At 70.8% G+C, this 19,189-nt stretch carries 11 protein-coding genes; 7 read left to right on the forward strand and 4 right to left on the reverse strand.

The window, feature by feature from the left end; translation table 11 throughout:
- Nucleotides 1-26 precede the first annotated feature (26 nt).
- Together ACLQ2Q_RS09445 and ACLQ2Q_RS09450 are read right to left on the reverse strand one after the other, a co-directional pair.
- A complete protein-coding gene (locus ACLQ2Q_RS09445; RefSeq protein WP_425820189.1) occupies nt 27-317 on the reverse strand; it encodes a hypothetical protein in 291 nt (96 codons plus the stop codon).
- Nucleotide 318: 1 nt separating this feature from the next.
- Nucleotides 319-543 (reverse strand): DUF3107 domain-containing protein, encoded by a 225-nt coding sequence (locus tag ACLQ2Q_RS09450; RefSeq protein ID WP_425820190.1) that lies wholly within the window; start codon nt 541-543, stop codon nt 319-321.
- Nucleotides 544-700: 157 nt separating this feature from the next.
- Between ACLQ2Q_RS09450 and ACLQ2Q_RS09455 the strand changes: the two genes are divergently transcribed.
- Both ACLQ2Q_RS09455 and ACLQ2Q_RS09460 read left to right on the forward strand, forming a co-directional pair.
- Entirely contained in the window at nt 701-3,988 is a 3,288-nt protein-coding gene (locus tag ACLQ2Q_RS09455; RefSeq protein WP_425820191.1) for an ATP-dependent helicase, read from the forward strand.
- The gene (locus ACLQ2Q_RS09460) at nt 3,985-7,470 is read left to right on the forward strand and encodes a UvrD-helicase domain-containing protein (protein WP_425820192.1); all 3,486 of its coding nucleotides are present in this window, start codon (nt 3,985-3,987) and stop codon (nt 7,468-7,470) included. Before ACLQ2Q_RS09455 ends, ACLQ2Q_RS09460 begins: the two co-directional genes overlap by 4 nt.
- On the opposite strand, the gene ACLQ2Q_RS09465 is transcribed toward ACLQ2Q_RS09460, so the two are convergent.
- Nucleotides 7,368-8,654 carry a phosphotransferase gene (locus tag ACLQ2Q_RS09465; RefSeq protein ID WP_425820193.1) on the reverse strand — a complete coding sequence of 429 codons (1,287 nt, stop codon included), beginning with the start codon at nt 8,652-8,654 and terminating at the stop codon, nt 7,368-7,370. The two genes, ACLQ2Q_RS09460 and ACLQ2Q_RS09465, sit on opposite strands and share 103 nt — an antisense overlap.
- 63 nt (nt 8,655-8,717) lie before the next feature.
- Here ACLQ2Q_RS09465 and nudC point away from each other — a divergent pair, with 63 nt between their 5' ends.
- Together nudC and ACLQ2Q_RS09475 are read left to right on the forward strand one after the other, a co-directional pair.
- Nucleotides 8,718-9,632: an NAD(+) diphosphatase gene (gene nudC, locus ACLQ2Q_RS09470; protein WP_425820194.1), complete on the forward strand. Its 915-nt coding sequence runs from the start codon at nt 8,718-8,720 to the stop codon at nt 9,630-9,632.
- Nucleotides 9,611-11,395 (forward strand): ATP-dependent helicase, encoded by a 1,785-nt coding sequence (locus ACLQ2Q_RS09475; RefSeq protein WP_425820195.1) that lies wholly within the window; start codon nt 9,611-9,613, stop codon nt 11,393-11,395. The genes nudC and ACLQ2Q_RS09475 overlap by 22 nt, the downstream gene beginning before the upstream one ends.
- Nucleotides 11,396-12,426: 1,031 nt before the next feature.
- On the opposite strand, the gene ACLQ2Q_RS09480 is transcribed toward ACLQ2Q_RS09475, so the two are convergent.
- Nucleotides 12,427-13,905, reverse strand: coding sequence for a zinc-dependent metalloprotease (locus ACLQ2Q_RS09480; protein ID WP_425820196.1), 1,479 nt, complete (start codon nt 13,903-13,905; stop codon nt 12,427-12,429).
- Between the two features lie 124 nt (nt 13,906-14,029).
- Between ACLQ2Q_RS09480 and ACLQ2Q_RS09485 the strand changes: the two genes are divergently transcribed.
- Genes ACLQ2Q_RS09485 through ACLQ2Q_RS09495 form a run of 3 tightly spaced genes read left to right on the forward strand, consistent with a single transcriptional unit; the run spans nt 14,030 to nt 19,173 of the window.
- A complete protein-coding gene (locus tag ACLQ2Q_RS09485) occupies nt 14,030-15,160 on the forward strand; it encodes a YlbL family protein (RefSeq protein ID WP_425820197.1) in 1,131 nt (376 codons plus the stop codon).
- 48 nt (nt 15,161-15,208) lie between these two features.
- Nucleotides 15,209-18,130 (forward strand): UPF0182 family protein, encoded by a 2,922-nt coding sequence (locus ACLQ2Q_RS09490; RefSeq protein ID WP_425820198.1) that lies wholly within the window; start codon nt 15,209-15,211, stop codon nt 18,128-18,130.
- Between the two features lie 2 nt (nt 18,131-18,132).
- Nucleotides 18,133-19,173, forward strand: coding sequence for a zinc-binding dehydrogenase (locus tag ACLQ2Q_RS09495; protein ID WP_425820199.1), 1,041 nt, complete (start codon nt 18,133-18,135; stop codon nt 19,171-19,173).
- Nucleotides 19,174-19,189 lie beyond the last annotated feature (16 nt).

Below are 19,189 nucleotides of genomic sequence, written 5' to 3' on the forward strand. Positions count from 1 at the left end.
CGTAGCGCGAGCGCGCGCGGCAGCGATCAGGCGATGCCGAGGCGCGTGCGCTCGCGGGTGTCGTGGGCGATGCGCGAGCGGCTGAGAATGCTCACGGCGACGTAGGTCACCACGATCGGCGCCAGGATGGACGCCGCCCACAGCCACGGGTTGTCCTCGGCGAGACCCGCCCACTGCAGGACGGTGTAGAGCACCCCGGCGGTGGCTGCGCCGATCGCGGGGGCCAGCACCACACCGCGAGTGGAGCGGTGAGGCAGCACGAAGTGCAGCACCATCCCGGCGACGGCGCCGGCGATCAGCGCGAGCAGGATCAGCACGTCAGGCCACGAACCCCACGCGGCGCGACTCCTCGCTGCCGATCTCGATGTAGGCGAGGCCCGCGGTGGGGACGACGTACTGGTTGCCCTTGACGTCGGTGAAGGTCAGATGCGTCGATCCGGAATCCAGCGCGCTGGCGACGGACTTCTTCAAGCTGTCCGCCGATTCGGAAGTGTCGAAGCTCAGCTCGCGACCGGTGTTGGTGATGCCGATGCGGATCTCCACGGGATGACTGCCTTTCGTAGCGCGCGCCCCACCCGGGGCGACACGGCAACTCTACGACACCGCCGGTGAGGCCTCGGCCGTGTCGGCAACGCTGAGGGCGAACGCTCTCCGGCCTGTCCGAGGAGCGGTGTCGGAGCGCGCAGGTAGCGTTGAAGGCATGACTTCCCAGGGCGCTCGCGTGGCTCGGCAGAGCACCCTGGATGCCGCACAGCGGGCGGTTGTGGAGCTGCCGGCCGATGCGTCCGCCGTTGTGGTCGGTGCTCCGGGAACGGGCAAGACCACGACGCTCGTGGCACGGGTGGAGCGACTGCTGGACGAGCAGCTCGAACCGGAGGAGGTGCTGGTGCTGACGCCGTCGCGGCAGAGCGCCACCGACCTCCGCGACGTGCTGGCACTGGCGGCGGGCACGGCGACGCCCGGTTCTCTCGCGCGCTCCGTGGCGTCCTTCGCCTTCCACGTGGTGCGCGCGTCGGAGGTCCATGCGGGCGCCGAGCCGCCGCAGCTGCTGACCGGCGCCGACGAGGACCAGATCGTGCAGGACCTGCTCGAGGGCGACGACCTGGATGCCGCGGCCGGGCACAGCCGGTGGCCGGAGTGGGTGGGCACCGGCATCCGCTCGTCCAAGGCGTTCCGCAGCGAGGTGCGGGCGTTCATGGCGGAGTGCGCCGCGCTCGGCATCGAGCCGCCGACCCTTGCTGCGCTGGGGTCGGCTCAGGACCGAGCGGTGTGGGTGTCGATGGCTTCCTTCATGGCGGAGTATCAGCGGGTGCGCACCGCCATGCGCGGCGCCCACCGCGACCCCGCGGGGCTGGTTCGCGAGGCCGCGGCGATCCTCCGCACGGCCGAGCCTGGGGCCGCATCGCTCGGGCAGCTGTCCCGACTGCGAGCCGTGCTCGTCGATGACGCGCAGGAATTGACGCTCGGTGGTGTCCAGCTGCTCGAGGCGTGTCGTGGGCGCGGAATCGCCGTGATGGCGTTCGGCGACCCGGATGTCGGCTCTGGAGCGTTCCGCGGGGCGGCGCCCGAGCACTTCGCCCGGCTCGCCGCGGTGCTCGGCGAGACGCACGTCGTGGCGGCGCCCCATCGCGGCACGCCGGCCCAGGCCGATCTCGTGCGCCGCGTGACCCAGCGCATCGGCGCGGCTGGGATCGTCGCGCATCGCACGCCGCCGGAGGGGCACCGCGCCAGCGAGCCGGGGGTGTGGGGCGGAGCCCCACAGGGGCACCGCGCCAGCGAGCCGGGGGTGTGGGGCGGAGCCCCACAGGGGCAGCGCGCCAGCGAGCCGGGGGTGTGGGGCGGAGCCCCACAGGGGCAGCGCCTTACCGATGACCCGTCGGTGCGGGCGGTCATCGCGCGATCCGCCTCGGAGGAGTTCGACCTCATCGCCCGGCTGCTCCGCGAACGGCATGTGCACGACGGAGTCGCGTGGGATTCCTGCGCCGTGATCGCGCATGACACGCGACAGGTCGCAGCCCTCGAGGCCGAGCTCGCGGCACGCGAGGTGCCGGCCAGGGCCAGCGGACCGGGGCGTGCTCTCGGTACGCGCGCGCCGGTGCGCGACATCCTGCACCTCATCACCCTGGCGACCAGTGAACCCGCATCGTGGACGGCCGCCGACGTCGATGACGCCCTCACGGGCGCCTTCGGCGGCCTCGATCCGGTGAGCCTTCGACGGCTGCGCACCACCCTCCGTCATGCGGAGGTCGCGCAGGGCGGCGAGAGGTCCGCGCGGGAGCTGCTGCGGTCGGCGCTGGCGAATCCGCTGGAGTTCGCCCTGATCGACACGCGGGAGGCTCGGCGAGGAGGGCGGGTGGGCGAGGGGCTCGCCCGCGTCCGGGAACAGCTGGGACGCGGGGCCACTGTCCACGACCTGCTGTGGACGGCGTGGGAATCGAGTGGACTGGAGCGGGCGTGGGGCGCCGCGGCCCGCGGCACGGGTCCACTGGCAGAGCAGGCCAATCGTGATCTCGACGCCCTCGTCGCTCTGTTCCAGGCAGCGAAGCGCTTCGTCGAGCGCGAGCCCGGCGAAGAGGCGATGGTGTTCGTGCGCAGACTGCTGGACTCCGATGTCGCCGACGACTCGCTGACCGCACCGCCGCCGCGGTCCACGGTGCGCGTGCTGACACCCGCCGCGGCGCTCGGCGCCGAGTTCGACACCGTGGTGGTTGCCGGCGTGCAGGAGGGCGTCTGGCCCAACGTGCGCCTGCGTGGCGGACTCCTCGAGACATGGCGGCTGGGCGACGCACTGGCGTCCCCCGACTCGACGGCGCCCGACGTGCTCGACCGGCGACGCACGGTGATGCACGACGAGCTGCGGCTGTTCGTGCGTGCCGTCTCGCGGGCACGCAACCGCGTCGTGGTGACGGCGGTCGATGACGATGACACGGGGCCGAGCGTGCTGTTCGAATTCCTCCCCGAGCCGGAGCGGGGCGCGAAGGGGAAGGAGCATCCGCTCTCGTTGCGCGGTCTCGTCGCCCAGCACCGGCGGGCCCTCACCGATCCGGGGGCGCCGGCCGCCGCGAGACGTGCGGCTCCTTCGCAGCTCGCTCTGCTGGCGGATGCCGGCACCGCAGGTGCCGATCCGGTGGAGTGGTACGGAGTCGCCCCCGCCACCAGCACGGCTCCGCTCCGCGACATCGTGCAGGAGGGGGTCCGAGTGTCGCCGTCGCGACTGCACGCCCTCGAGGAGTGCGAGCTCAACTGGGTGATCGCCGACCTGGGCGGTGACACGCGAGGAGGTCCCGTCGCGGGTCTGGGCGTTCTGCTGCACAGTGCGATGGAGACCGCCGATGGCATCGACCAGGAGAGTCTCTGGAAGGTCGTCGAGGCGCGGTGGGGCGAGCTCGAGTTCGACGCGGCATGGCGCGAGCGCCAGTCGCTCACGAAGGCGCGCGATCTGGTGCGCCGCCTGCACGTGTATCTTCGCGAGTTCGAGGCGGCGGGCGGCTCGCTGATCGGCGCCGAGCCGCACTTCGAGATCCCGCTGCCGTTCGACCCCGCTGCCGGGGAGGACGGCGGGCCGGGCATCATCGTCAGCGGGTACATCGACCGGGTCGAGCTGAGCGGCGCCGGCCATGTCGTGATCGTCGATCTCAAGACGGGCAAGAGCGAGCCGCAGACCGATGCCAAGGTCGCCGACAACCCGCAGCTCGCCGCGTACCAGCTCGCCTTCGAATCCGGGCTGATCACGGGGACCGACGGTCGTCCGACCGGGGGCGCGAAACTGCTCGTCCTGGTGCCGTCATCCAGCAAGGCGGATTTCGTGACGCCCACCCAGCAGCCGTTCGACGACGAGCGTCGCGCCGCCTTCCTCGCACGCGTCCGAGCCGCAGCGTCGACGATGGCGGGCGTTTCGTTCACCGCACCCTACGAGGACCACTGCCGCAAGGACCACTCCTACGGCCTGTGCCGCATCCACACCGTGCGCGCGGTGAGCGCGTCGTGACCCGCGCTCTCAGTGCCGGGGTGATCAGCGCTGCCCTCGGACAGTTCCCGCCGACGCCCGAACAGGCGGCGGTCATCGAGTCCGAATCGGCGCCCGCCCTCGTGGTGGCGGGTGCCGGCAGCGGCAAGACCGAGACGATGGCCGGTCGCGTGGTGTGGCTCGTGGCGAACGGCATCGTGCGCCGAGACGAGGTGCTGGGTCTCACCTTCACTCGCAAGGCGGCGGGAGAGCTCGCCGAGCGCATCCAGCACCGCCTGGCTCGTCTCGCGGAATTCGAGGCGCGGGGGCTGCTGCCGGCTCTTCCCTCATTGCACGCGAGCGGCGAGCTGGCGCCGTTCTTCGATCTGCAGCGGCAGGAGGAAGAGGAGAAGGATGCCGCGGCGCGGGCCGGGCGCGACATCCGCGCGGTGGAGCTGCGCTTCGCCGAGCGCCGTCGGTCGAGACTGGACGACCTCGCGGCGCGGGCCGGCGCGCCGTCCGCCGCGCCGTCGGGTGCCGACGACCTGCTGCTGCGCCCCACGGTGGCGACGTACAACAGCTTCGCCGATCAGATCGTGCGGGAGAACGCGGTGCTCCTCGGGCGGGATGCGGAGGCCGCGATCCTGTCCGAATCAGCGGCATGGCTGAAGATGCGCAAGGTGGTGCTCGCGTCCGATGATCCGCGCCTGGAATCCCGCACCGAGGCGCTCAGCACGCTGATCGACGGCGCGCTCCGCATCGCTCGCGACGCGGTCGACAACCTGGCCGAACTCGACGACATCGCCGCCTTTCCGGAGTCGTTCGCGGACGTGCTTGATCGCCCGTCGACGTCGGCGCGCGTGGGTGTATACGCGGACATCGCCACGGCCGCATCGAAGGTCGAAGGACTGTCCGTGCTCGCGGATCTCGCGCGTGCCTACAACAGCGAGAAGCGCAGGCTCGGCGTGCTGGACTACTCCGACCAGGTGGCGGGCGCCCTGGGAGTCGTTCGATCCCACCCGGCGGTCGGCGAGGAGCTGCGCAGTCGCTACCGGGTCGTGCTCCTCGATGAGTACCAGGACACCTCGGTCGCGCAGACCGATCTTCTGGCGGCGCTCTTCCACGACACCGCCGTGATGGCCGTCGGCGACCCGCACCAGTCCATCTATGGGTGGCGCGGGGCGAGCGCCGGCAACCTCGGGGGCTTCGCCGCAACGTTCGCGCCCGCGGGCGGCTCCCGCGAGTTCGCGCTGATGACGAGCTGGCGCAACAGCCGCGTGGTGCTCGACGCCGCCAACGCCGTGCTGCAGCCCCTGGCGGCCACCAGCCCCGTGCCGGTGCGCGAACTGCGGCCGCGTCCCGGTGCTCCGGAGGGAGCCCTCGAGATCATCTTCGAGGCCGACCTCGACGCTGAGGCAGACCGTGTCGCCGCGTGGTTCGCCTCGGTGCGCCGGGATCGGGCCGCCGCCGGGCGTTCGACCACCGGCGCCGTGCTGTTCCGGAGCAAGCGGCACATGGTGCGGTTCAGGGAGGCGCTGTCGGCGGCCGAGATCCCGAGCCGGATCCTCGGCCTCGGCGGCCTGCTCACGACCCCGGAGGTGGTGGATGTCGTCAGCGCCCTGCGCGTCCTGCAGGATCCGGCCGCTGGCTCGGCGCTGATCCGCCTGCTGTCGGGGCCGCGATGGGCGATCGGACTCGCCGACCTGCGCACACTTTCGGCACTGGCCGAGCGCATCGCCCGCCATGACTTCGCCTTGCAGCCCCTCGCGCCGGAGGTGGCGGCGCGCATGCGGTCATCGGCGGGCGACGAGCAGGGATCCCTCATCGAGGCGCTGGATTTCGTTCGTCGGCACCCCGACGACCATGGATGGCTGACCGGATTCACGCCCGAGGCGCGTGAACGCCTGCGTGAGGCCGGCGCGGTGATCGCCGGCCTGCGGGCGTCGGTCGGGCTTCCCATCCCGGAGCTGGTGCGCCTCATCGAGCTCGAGCTGCGCCTGGACATCGAACTGGCGGCCAATGAGATGACCGGCTCCGCACGTGTCGCATCCGCCCAGCTTCGCGCCTTCGTCGACGAGGTGCACGCCTTCCTCGCCACCGACGAGTCCGGATCCATCGCAAGCCTGCTCGCATGGCTCGACCACGCCGAGCAGCTCGACGAGTTCGCGCCCCGCACCGAACCGCCCGAGGACGATGTGGTGCAGCTGCTCACCATCCACGGCTCGAAGGGCCTCGAATGGGACGCCGTCGCCGTCGTGCGCGTGGTCGAGGGCGAACTGCCGTCGGCGCCGCGGGATACCAAGGGGTGGCTCGGATTCGGCGTGCTTCCCTACTCCTTCCGGGGGGACGGGCCATGGCTGCCCGAATTCGCCTGGAGTCGGGAGGATGCGCCGACTCAGCAGGATCTGAAGCAGAACCTGACGGCGTTCGTGGATGCCAACCGGGCGCGGCAGCGCGAGGAGGAGCGCCGTCTGGCGTATGTGGCGGTGACGCGCGCCAAGGATCACCTGCTGATCTCCGGCTCCAGCTGGGCCGGCAACAAGGAGTCGCGGGACCCGGCGCCGTACTTCGATGAGATCACCCGGGCCATCGGCCGGGAGGGCTTCGAGATCACGGCGGGCGAGAACCCCTACGTCGGGCGGCGTCGGCTGCTGGAGTGGCCCTTCGACGCGCTCGGCAGCCGTCGGCGCGCCGTGGAGGCGGCGGCCTCTGCGGTGCAGAGCGCGATCGCGGCGCCCCGGGGAGAGCCTTCGGCCGACGTGGCGCTTCTTCTCGCCGAGCGGGAGGCCCTCCGGCATCCGGTCGCACCCGACGCCCCGACCCGCATTCCGGCGTCGCGATTCAAGGACTACGTGACCGACTTCGCCGGCACGACGGCCTCGATCGCCCGGCCGATGCCCGAGCGTCCCTACCGCCAGACGCGCCTCGGCACCCTGTTCCACGCCTGGGTGGAGCATCGTTCAGGAGTCGTGGGAACAGCCGCCGCGCCGGATGATCCACTGTGGGAGCTCGACGACGACGAGTTCGTCGACGACGCGGCGGCCACGGATGCCTCGGCGGAGGATGCCGCCGAACTCGCGCGACTGCGAGAGATCTTCGAGCGATCCGAATGGGCGCCGCTTGCTCCCCTCGAGGTCGAGACCGAGATCGACTTCGTGCTGAACGCCGGATCTGACGGTGCCCGTGTCGTGATCTGCAAGCTCGACGCGGTCTACCGTCGGGAGGACCGCGGCGGGCGCATCGAGATCGTGGATTGGAAGACCGGCCGGCCGCCGCGGACGGCGGCCGAGAGGGAGGAGCGGATGCTGCAGCTCGCCCTGTACCGGCTGGCCTATCACCGAGCGCGCGGGGTGCCGCTGGAAGACATCGACGTAGCGCTGTACTACGTGGGCGATGACCTCGTCGTACGCGGCGATCGGATCTACTCGGAGCCCGAACTCGCCCAGCGGTGGATCGCGGCCCGGGCCGCCCGCTCGGCTTCGACCTCTTCGTCGTCGCCGTTGCCATCGGCGTCGGAGGAATGAGTCTTGGCATCGATCCACGCCGAGATGTCGATCGGCGCCGTTGAGACGTCCTCATCGGGGGCGGGTCGACCGGTGGCCGCGGACCGAGCGCCCGCGGAATGCTCCCGCTCGCTCGCGCTGAAGAGGGAGATCATCTCGGGGTCGTAGGCGTCGGTCTGCATCGACGTGTCGACATCGCTCGCAGCGGCGGGCTCCGGAACGCTGGCGAGCAGGGCGATCGCGTCGTCGACGCCGCCGGAGGTCGCCGCTCCGGGGTCGAGGAGCGAGTCGGCACCCACGCCGTCGGCCAGGGCGTCCAGCAGCGCGGTGGCGTCATCCACGACGTCGGGCCGGTGTGCGTCTGAGCCGTGCACCAGCCACTGCGCGAACTCGAGCTCGGCGTACAGGCGCGCCCGGGTCTGCACGAAGGCATCGGGGGAGCGGTGCGCTGCGGCGGAGTAGGCGGCGTAGATGTCGTCCGAAGCCTCTGGAGCCGAGGCCAGCCAGCGCAGATCCACCGCGGGGTCGCCGACGGAGAGGCCATGCCAGTCCAGCACGCCGGTGACGGCGGGTCCCATGTCGGTGTCCTGGTAGAGGAACGAGGAGGCGGCCGCGCCGCCGAGGGTGACCGTGGACTCGAAGCGCCACAGTGCGTCGGCCTCGACGGCGTCGCGCCAGCGGACGGTGAGGCGCACCGGCAGCCGGCCCGTCGCGCCCGCCCGGTCGATCACCGTGCGGACGTCATCCCGAGCCTCTTCGGGACTTCGCTGAGGGAGCCCCTCGGCGCGGACGACGGAGTGGGGGAGCGCGTGCAGGGATGCAAGGGCGTAGCCGATGGATATCGCTGCGCCCTCACCCGGAGGAATGTGGGCGGCGTCGATGTGGAACCCGGGCAGCATGTCGCAGACGAGCGCACGTGCGTCGCCCAGGCCCGCCTCCCCGAGAAGTCGAGGGGCGCGGAAGCCCAGCAGCTCCCGCACGCCGGGTGTCAGGGCGCGCAGTGCGAGGGCCTCGGCGGCGAGCTCGCGGGCTGCCGTCGCATCGACCGGGGCACGCACGATGACGCTCGTCCCGTCGGCGAGCGAGACCACGGCCGAATCACAGCGCCCGGCTCCACCGGACGTCAGCGAGCCCACACCGGAGACCGATGCTCCGGGCACTGCCGACGTGACCGACGCGGCTAAAGTGAGGAGTGAGCGTGCCATGCCTTCAGGGTAGGTCGGTCGCGGGGAAGAGCCTCCGCGCCACGCCCGTGAGAGAGGGAGTCGATGACAGTGCCCCCCGATCCGGTCTCTCCTCCGCTGGCACGCGCGGATCTCGATCGCCGAGGCGACGAGCGGGAGACCGAGGGCCTTCTGTCATCGGCGCAGGCGGATGCCGGCAGCCGCGTTCTGGTCCTGCGAGGGGATGCCGCGCCGCTCGCGGATGCGGACGGATCGGCTTTGCGGTACTCGTCCCCGGACGCCGTGGCACCGGGCGGCGAGTGGGCGTTCCTCGGACGCGACGCCGACGGCGCCGCTTTGCTGCTGGCCGCCTTTCCCCGTGCCGATGAGCCGGTGGAAGCCCCGCACGGCTGGGGCGCGCTGCGCGCGGTCGGCGGCGGGCTGCCGGACTTCGACGCGGGCGTCTTCGTCGAGGGGCTGAGCCTCGGGCGATGGCTTCTCGACGCCCCGTTCTGTCCCGCCTGCGGCACGCGCACCGAGACCATCAAGGCCGGCTGGAGCCGCCGGTGTCCCGCCTGCGGGCGCGAGCACTTCCCCCGCACGGACCCCGCGGTGATCGTCGCGATCGGCAGCGAGGACGGGGATCGACTGCTCCTGGGATCGAACGCCCTCTGGGGCGGGAACCGCTTCTCCTGCTTCGCGGGCTTCGTCGAAGCCGGCGAGTCCCTCGAGGCCACCGTCTCGCGCGAGATCCACGAAGAGGCGGGAGTGCGCGTGCGCGCAATCCGCTATCACGGTTCCCAGGCGTGGCCGTATCCTCGTTCGCTGATGGTCGGCTTCCATGCGACGGCGGTGGATGACGCCGAGGCGGAAGCCGATGGAGCTGAGATCCTGCAGGTACGCTGGTTCACGCGGGCGGAGATCGGCGACGCGCTCGAGGGCAGGAGCGAGATCGCTCTGCCGGGACCGGCATCCATCGCTCGCAGCCTCATCGCGTCGTGGCACGCGGGGGCGGCGTGATCGATCTTGCGCTGCAGGGCCTCGATGAACGGCAGCTCGAGGCGGTGACGGCGCTGCGCGGACCCGTCTGCGTGCTGGCCGGTGCGGGCACCGGGAAGACCCGCGTCATCACGCACCGCATCGCGCATGGCGTGGACACGGGGGCCTACTCGCCTGGCCGCGTGATGGCCGTCACCTTCACCTCGAAGGCCGCCGGTGAGATGCGGGGACGCCTTCGCAACCTCGGGGTGGAGGGCGTCGCGGCTCGTACCTTCCACTCCGCGGCGCTCGCGCAGCTCAACTACTTCTGGCCGACGCTGGCGGGCGACACGGCGCCGAAGATCGTCGACAACAAGGTGCGTCTGCTCGCACACGCGGCCGATGGCATCGGCCTCGACCTCGACACGCCGACCCTGCGCGACGTCGCGTCGGAGATCGAGTGGCGCAAGGTCACCATGCGCAGCATCGGGCAGTACGCCGCGCTCGAACGTGGCGTCGGCCGCATCGGCCCTGCGGTGGTGGTCAGCCTGCAGACCGCGTACGAGAAGCTCAAGGACGAACGCCGCCAGCTCGACTTCGAAGATGTGCTGCTCGCGTGCGCCGGGATGCTCGAAGCCGAACCGCGCGTCGCCCACGCCGTGCACGAGCAGTACCGGCACTTCACGGTCGATGAGTTCCAGGACGTCTCGCCCCTGCAGCACCGGCTGCTGGAGCTGTGGGTGGGCGACCGGCGCGACGTCTGCGTCGTCGGCGACGCCAGCCAGACGATCTATTCGTTCGCGGGCGCGGACGCCCGCTTCCTGCTGGAGTTCGCGAGCCGGCACGAGGATGCGCGGATCGTGCGGCTCGAGACGAACTACCGGTCGGATGCCGCGGTGCTCGCGGTGGCGAACGAGCTGATGCGGGGCCGGCCGGGGGCTCTGGAACTGCACGCGGCGAAGGGCGAAGCGTCATCGCCCACGCCGACGGTCACCGCATTCGACGATGACCGCGACGAGGCCGATGGGGTGGCTCAGGCGATTCAGACCCAGCTCGCCACGGGGACCCCCGGCGAGCACATCGCGGTGCTGTACCGCTCGCATGGGCAGTCCGCCGTGCTGCAGCAGGCGCTGGCCGCACGGGGGGTCGCGGCAACGGTGCTCGGCGGCAAGCGCTTCTTCGACATGCCCGAGATACGGCAAGCCGTCATGGCGCTGCGCGGGGCATCCGTCGCCCCCGTCGAGACCTCGTTCCTGGCTGCGGTGCGGGACGTGCTGCGTTCGCTCGGCCTCGCCGAGGACCCGCCCCCGGCCGGCGGCGCGCTGCGCGATGCCTGGGAGGCCCGGATGGCCCTGCTCCGGCTGGCCGAGGCCGCACCTCCGGGCACCGACCTGCGAACGTTCACGGACATGTTGATGGCGCGAGCCCGCGACCAGCACGAACCGGAGCTGCGCACCGTGACGCTCTCGACGCTGCACGCCGCGAAAGGCCTGGAGTGGCCGCACGTGCACATCGTCGGGTTCGCCGAGGGGCTGCTGCCGATCTCGTACGCCTCCACCTTCGAGGCGGTCGACGAGGAGCGTCGGCTCGCCTACGTCGGCATCACGCGTGCCGCGCGAACCCTCTCGCTGTCGTGGTCGCGGGGCCAAGGGCGGTCGGCGCGAAATCCCTCTCGCTTCCTTGCAGAGATCGGCACCCGCACTCTGCGTGCGGCCGGTGCGTCGTCCATACCCGTCGTGCGGAAGCAGCGCTCAGAGTCACCGACCGCTGCGGCTGGTCCGGAGCGGTCGCGCCCGCGCGCATGAGGCGAGCCGCGAGGCCTCCGGCTTCCGCGGCGAGCGACATGGGAACCGTGGCGACACGGCGTCCGATCAGCTGAGCCGCGAGCATCGGCCAGTCCGGGTCGGCATCGCGACGATGTGCGTGCGCGCATGCGAGGCATGCCGTGACGCCGGGCTGAACGTACGGGCCGATGGTCGCCTGGCCGCCGGAGAACACCAACGGCAGGTGGTGGATGTCGTCCCGCGTGAGGGCGGCCGCCGAGCGCGGCTCGACGATGTGCTGGGCGATCAGCAGCACGGGCAGCCCCGGCCCGGGCTGTTCGTCCGCCGCGACATCGTGCGGCGTGATCCCCGCGCTCTGCAACGACTGCCGGATCGCCTCGCGCACGTCCCGGTCGACGTCGCGATCGGCACGTACGGCCACGGCAAGGGGAGGTGCGCCGACCGCGTCGCGGGCCAGCAGCACGCGGTCGAGGGTGGCGACGAAGTCGCGCACCTCTCGATCGGGAACCCCGAAAGCGTCGGCCAGGTCGAGAAGTGCCGTGTCGGGGATGCCCCGATCCAGTTCGGTGAGGAGGCGCTGCTGCCACGGCGTCGGGTCATCGACCACGGCGACGGGCTGGATGCCGAACTGCAGGGATGCCGGCCCGCGCCAGAGGGTGGGGTAGGCGGGATCGAGGCGCAGCACCGTGGTCATGGGGCCGAGTCTGGCGCGCCTCCGATGGCCCCGGCGGTTCTCCACAGCGTCTGGACCGCTTTGCCGCGGCATACGTCACCTGGGGAGGAGACGATGCGAACACCATCTTCGGAGAATGTCGCGGACTTCGGGCATCCAGGCCCAGATGAGCCGAAGTTGATTACATCTTCCGAAGTTGGTGGCACCGGCGAAGCCCGGGGTCCCATGGCGGGCCCGACGACGAGAACACCGTCCTCGGAGCATGTCGCCGATTTCGGGCGTCCTGGGCGGGATGAGCCGAAGTCGGTCACATCTTCCGAAGTTGGTGGCACCGGCGAAGCCCGGGGTCCGATGCCAGGGCCGACAACGAGCGTTGCAGCTAGACGGCCCGCGGATCCTCCGGCCCGGCATCCGACTGTGGCGCATCGCCGTGGTCCGGCCCGGCATCGGCCGCCGGCGCATCTCCACCGTCCTCGGCGCCACCGCCCCCCGCGCCACCGCCCCCGGCACCACCGGAATCACCGGGCGCGTCGTCCTCGCCGGCGAGCAGCCGGGCAAGGGCGTCGTCCATCTCGTCCTGCACGGGCTCCTCGCCGCGCGCTCGCGCCTGCAGGCGCGCGATGAGGCCCGACGGATCGTCGATGTCCGTCGCCATCGGCATGAGGTCCGGGTAGTCCCACAGTGCGTCCCGGGCGCCGATGCCGACGGCATCCGTGACCGCCCGCCACATGGCCGCCGCTTCGCGAAGCCTGCGCGGACGCAGCTGAAGGCCCACGAGCGCGCCGAGCGCCTGCTCCGCGGGACCGCCGACCGCGCGACGACGCCGGGCGGTCTCGCCGATGCGGTCGGCGTCCGGCAGCCGCGACGTGGCGTCGGTCGTGACGACGTCGACCCATCCCTCGATCGTCGCCAGGAGGTTCTCCAGGCGATCGAGCGCCACCTTCTGCGCGTCAGACTGGCGGGGGAGCAGCACGCCGCTCTCGAGCGCCTGGCGCAGCTCGTCGGGTTCGCTGGGGTCGAACCTCGAAGCCAGCTCTTCGAGGGCATCCGTGTCGACGTGAATGCCGCGGGCATACTCCGTGACCTGCGAGATGACATGCAGCCGCAGCCACTTCGCGTGCCGGAAGAGGCGCGCGTGCGCGAGCTCGCGGGCCGCGATGAAGAGCGCGAGCTGGTCGTCCGGGATGTCGAGTCCGCGCCCGATCTCGGCGAAGTTCTGGGGGAGTATGGCCGCCTCGCCCGAGGGCATGACGGGGATGCCCACGTCGCCGCCGCTGACCACCTCGGTGGAGAGCCGGCCGACCACGTGACCGAGCTGCGTGGCGAACAGCGACCCGCCGACGTTGCGCATCAGGCGGCCGGCGCCCTCGACGACGCCCTTGAGCTCTTCCGGCGCCTGCTGCTCCAGGGCCGCCGTGAGCGCGTCGGCGATGCTGTTGGCGACGGGCTCGGCGAGCTCCTGCCACACGGGAAGAGTCTCCTCCACCCACTGGCCGCGTGTCATGGCGCGGGGTGGAGACGCGAGCTCGGCGATCTCCGTCGCCTCGCTCAGCCAGAGCCCGGCGAGCACGAACGCCTGGTCGAGGTCGGTGCGCTGGCCGGACGTGACGCTCAGGCCGTCCTGGTTCGCGATGTGGAGCGCCTGCCGCTTGGTGAGGTCCCACGAGATCCCACCGGTGCCGCTGCCGGCGAAGGCGCTCTGCAGGTGCTGCATGACCGTCGCCATCATCGCGGGGTCGATGTCCATGCCGGACAGCTTGGACAGCTGCTCCGCGTCGAGGTTCCCTCCCGCCGCGCCGAACAGCTGACGCATCAGCTCCTGGAACTCCTCTTCGGGAGTCCGGTCATCGTCTGCCACTTCAGCCGCCTTTCAGCCGCGTATCACCGTCGGCCTCTACGCTAGTCGCACGAGTCGTCGCACTCGCCGGCGGCGAACCCCTCGCCTTACGCCGGTCGCGAACGACCAGCCGGGAAGGTATCGCGTGGTGCTGATCGATGAGACCGTGGCCGTCGTGCCGGCGCCCAAGAAGCGGCTGCCCCGCGGCACGATCGTCGGTCTCTGGGCGCTCACGGTGGCGCTCGTCGTGCTGCTCATCATCACGTTCCTGCCCACGTCCTACGTGATCCAGCGCCCCGGACCCGTATACAACACGCTGGGCACGGCGACCGCCGCCGACGGGACCCAGGTGCCGCTCATCTCGGTCGAGGGTGCCGAGACGTTCGAGACCTCCGGCAGCCTGGATCTGACGACCGTCCAGGTGGTCGGCAACCGCGAGCGGACTCCGTCGTGGTTCGAACTGGCCAGCGCCTGGTTCGACCCCTCCAAGGCGGTCGTGCCCCTGGCATCGGTGTTTCCCGAAGGCCAGTCCAGCGATGAGCGCAACGAGCAGAACGCGACGCTGATGGTGGATTCGCAGCAGGAGGCCACGGCCGCCGCGCTCACCGAACTCGGCTACGACGTGGAATCGTCCGTGCGGGTCGTGGAGCTCGTCGAAGGATCCCCGGCCGAGGGGGTGCTCGAGCCTGACGATGTCATCGTCTCTGCCAACGGGACGCCCGTGGCCGACGCCGAGACCCTTCGCGAGATCATCCGCGCCGGCGAAGGCCAGCCGGTGGAGCTGAACATCCGTCGCGGGGGCTCCGACGAAACGGTGACCATCACCCCGGAGAGCCGCGAGATCGACGGCGAGGACACGTGGATCATCGGCGTCACCCTCATCCACGACTACGAGTTCCCCATCGACGTCACGATCCAGCTCGACAACGTCGGCGGTCCGAGCGCCGGCATGATGTTCGCCCTCGGCATCGTCGACACGCTGACTCCTGAGGAGCTCACCGGGGGCGAGAACGTCGCCGGCACCGGCACGATCGACGCCGAAGGCACGGTCGGCCCGATCGGCGGCATCCGCCAGAAGCTCTACGGGGCTCGCGCCGCGGGCGCCGACTTCTTCCTGGCGCCGGAGAGCAACTGCGACGAGGTCGTGGGGCACATCCCGAACGGTCTGAGGGTGTTCGCGACGGGCACTCTCGAAGAGTCCATGACGGCCCTGGACGCCATCGCGGATGGCGGAGATGTGGCGGATCTTCCCACCTGCACGGGCGCGGCAAGCTGACGGCTGCCGCTCGGCTTACCCTCAGATCCGCCCGCCTAGGATGGTCAGGTGACCACGACGTCGGCTCCTCGCCCCGCCACCCCCAACCGCTCCAGACGAATAATCTCGATCTCCCTTGTGGTGATCGCAGCCCTGGTGATCGGGTTCTTCGTGTTCGCAAGCCTGTTCGCCGACTGGCTGTGGTTCGAGCAGCTCGGCTTCGAATCGGTCCTCGTCACCCAGTGGGTGGCGCGCGTGACGATGTTCCTCGTCGGCTTCATCGGAATGGCCCTCCCCGTCTGGCTGTCCATTCAGCTCGCCTACCGGCTGCGCCCGGTGTACGCGCGCCTCAGCTCCCAGCTGGACCGCTACCAGGAGGTGGTGGAACCGCTCCGCCGGCTCGCGATGTGGGGGATCCCGATCTTCTTCGGCCTTTTCGCCGGCTTCGCCTCGTCGTCCCAGTGGGAGACCACCTGGCTCTGGTTCAACGGCGTCGCCACCGACGTGCGCGACCCGCAGTTCCAGCTCGACACCGGCTTCTACCTGTTCGCGATGCCCTTCTACTCGGCCGTTCTCGGATTCGCATCCGCCGTGCTGCTGCTCTGCCTGCTGGTGACGGCCGTCGTCTCCTACCTCTACGGGTCGGTCCGCATCGGCCAGCGCGAGCTGCGCATCTCCAAGGGCGCCCGCATCCAGGTCGCCGTCATCGCGGGTCTCTACCTGCTCGTTCAGGGCGCGAGCCTCTGGCTGGACAGGTACAAGACCCTCGTCGACCCGGGCGAGCGCATCACCGGCCCCGGCTACACCGGCGTCAACGCCGTCATCCCGGGTCTCACGATCCTCTCGATCGTCGCCGTTCTGGTCGCCATCCTGTTCTTCGTGACCGCCATCATCGGCCGGTGGCGGTACCCCCTGATCGCGACCGCGCTGCTCATCGTGTCGGCCATCGTCGTCGGCGTCGGCTACCCGTGGATCGTGAACACGTTCCAGGTGCAGCCGAACCAGTTCGCGCTCGAGAAGGACTACTACCAGCGCGGCATCGACATGACGCAGCAGGCTTACGGCATCGACGGTCTCGAGAAGAGCGACTTCCAGGCGGTGACCGACGTGGGCCCGAACCAGCTGCGGGCGGATGCCGCGACCACGGCGCAGATCCGCATCATGGACCCGACCGTGATCAGCCCGACGGTGCGGCAGCTCGAGCAGTACCGCTCGTACTACCAGTTCCAGGACCCGCTGGATGTCGACCGCTACAACATCGACGGAGTGTCGCAGGACACCGTCACGTCGGTGCGCGAGCTCAACATGGATCAGCTGGGCGCCGCTGCCTCCTGGCAGAACACGACGCTCGTGTACACGCACGGCTACGGCGTCGTCGCGGCGAAGGGCAATGACCGCACCACGGACGGCGATCCCGTCTTCCTCGAGCGCGGCATCCCCGCCGCGGGGTTCCTCTCCGACCAGGAGGACTTCGAGCCGCGTGTGTACTTCGGCGAGTACTCGCCGGAGTACTCGATCGTCGGCGCCCCCGAGGGCACGGCCCCCGTCGAGCTGGACTACCCCTCAGGCGAGGACGGCGCGAGCGAGACCAAGACGACGTTCGAGGGCGACGGCGGCCCCAGCATCGGCAGCGTCTTCAACCGCCTCATCTACGCCCTGCGCTTCCAGTCGGAGCAGATCCTGTTCTCCGACTACGTGAACGAGGACTCGCAGATCCTCTACGACCGCGACCCCAGCGTGCGTGTGCAGAAGGCGGCGCCCTACCTCGAGATCGACAGCGACCCGTATCCGAGCGTCGTCGACGGCCGCGTCGTCTGGATCATCGACGGCTACACCCTGAGCGCCAACTACCCGTACTCGACGACGGTGAGCCTGCAGCAGGCCATCTCCGACTCGAACACGACGGCCCAGCGCTTCGCCCTCGACAACATCAACTACATCCGCAACTCGGTGAAGGCCACCGTCGACGCCTACGACGGCTCGGTGACGCTGTACGCGTGGGATGCCGAGGACCCGATGCTGCAGGCGTGGCAGAACGTCTACCCGACGACGGTCAAGCCGATCAGCGAGATGTCCGGCGACCTGATGAGCCACGTGCGCTACCCGACCGATCTGTTCAAGGTGCAGCGGTACGCGCTCGGCGTGTACCACGTCGACGACGCGCAGTCCTTCTACCAGCGGGACAACGCGTGGCAGACGCCCAACGACCCGCAGCTCGAGACGCAGCTGCAGCCGCCGTACTACCTGACCATGCAGATGCCCGGTCAGGATGCGCCGACCTACTCGATGTTCACGAGCTTCATCCCGTCGTCTGAGGGGACGGCGTCGAGGAACGTGCTGATGGGCTATCTCGCCGTCGACTCGAACGCTGGAAGCGAAGCGGGCGTTCGAAGTCCGGACTACGGGAAGCTGCGGATGCTGGTGGTCGACGCCGACACGACGATCCCCGGTCCCGGGCAGGTGCAGAACACGTTCAACGCCGACCCGATCATCTCCTCGCAGATCAACCTGCTGAAGCAGGGGCAGTCCGAGGTGCTGAACGGCAATCTGCTCACCCTTCCCGTCGGCGGCGGTCTGCTCTACGTGCAGCCGGTGTTCGTGCAGGCATCCAGCGGCACGCAGCTCCCGCAGCTGCAGAAGGTGCTGGTCGCATTCGGCAACGAGGTGGCCTTCGAGGACACGCTGAACGAGGCCCTCGACGCCCTGTTCGGAGGCGACTCCGGCGCGGACACCGGTGATGCGGACGTGCCGACGACGCCCGACCTCATCCCCGATCCGGAGGCTCCGGCTCCCGAGCCGACCGAACCGGCGGACCCTGACGCACCGGAGGTCCCGTCCGGTGACCCGCGCGAGGCCGCTCTGCAGGAGGCTCAGGAGGCGCTCGTCGCCCGCGAGGCCGCTCTGCAGGCCGGCGACTGGGCCGCCTACGGCGCGGCGGACGAACGGCTCACGGCGGCCATCGAGACGCTTCTCGAGCTCGAAGGCCAGTAAGCGTGCGCGGGCTCGTCTTCCATGCCGTCGGTGACGTGCGCATGGAGGACGTGCCCGACGCGCGTCTGGTGGAGCCGACGGATGCCGTCGTGCAGACCGTCGCCGCGTGCGTGTGCGGCAGCGACCTGTGGTGGTACCGCGACGCCTCCACTAAGGCGGCGGGCTCGCGGTGCGGCCATGAGCTGATCGGCACCGTGACGGAGGTCGGCGCGGAGGTGCGCGACATCCGCCCCGGAGACTTCGTGATCGTGCCGTTCTGCTACTCGTGCGGGTTCTGCCCGGAGTGCCGTGCCGGCGTCACGAGCGCCTGCCGCAACGGCGGAGCAATCGGCGGCGCAAACGGCGACGGCGGCCAGGGCGAGGCGGTGCGCGTGCCGTGGGCCGACGGCTCGCTCAAGGTCGTGCCCGGCGGGCGCCCTGCGGACGACGGTGTGCTGGCATCGCTCCTGACGCTGTCGGACGTCTTTCCGACGGGCCACCACGCCGCCGTCACGGCCGGGGTCCGCCCGGGATCCACCGTGGCCGTGGTCGGCGACGGGGCGGTCGGCCTCCTCGGCGTCCTCGCCGCCGCGCGTCTCGGCGCCGACCGCATCATCGCCCTCAGCCGCCACCCCGACCGCCAGGCGCTCGCCCGGCGCTTCGGCGCGACGGACATCGTCGCGGAGCGCGGACGTGAGGCCACCGCCGCCGTGCGCGAGCTCACCGACGGTGTCGGCGCGGACGCCGTGCTGGAGTGCGTCGGACTCGACGAGTCCATGCAGACCGCCTTCCGCATCGCTCGGGCGGGGGCGGATGTCGGCTACGTCGGCGTTCCGCACGGGGTGCAGGTGCCGGTCGGCTACAACTTCTCGCGCAACATCGGACTTCGCGGTGGCGTGGCTCCGGTGCGCACCTACCTCGATGAACTGCTGCCCGAGGTGCTGGAGGGAGCCGTCGAGCCGGGACTCGTCTTCGATCTGCGGCTGCCCTTCGAGCGATTCGCCGACGGCTACGCCGCGATGACGGAGCGCCGTGCGGTCAAGGCCTGGGCGGTCGCCGGTTGATGGCGGCCCCCGACCG

The organism is Microbacterium sp. DT81.1 (assembly GCF_049844955.1).
GTDB lineage: Bacteria > Actinomycetota > Actinomycetes > Actinomycetales > Microbacteriaceae > Microbacterium.

Bases quoted from the DNA above. Each gene is read 5' to 3' on its own strand.
- ACLQ2Q_RS09455 (WP_425820191.1), top strand. From the start codon at position 701: ATGACTTCCCAGGGCGCTCGCGTGGCTCGGCAGAGCACCCTGGATGCC.
- ACLQ2Q_RS09465 (WP_425820193.1), bottom strand. From the start codon at position 8,654: ATGGCACGCTCACTCCTCACTTTAGCCGCGTCGGTCACGTCGGCAGTG.
- nudC (WP_425820194.1), top strand. From the start codon at position 8,718: ATGACAGTGCCCCCCGATCCGGTCTCTCCTCCGCTGGCACGCGCGGAT.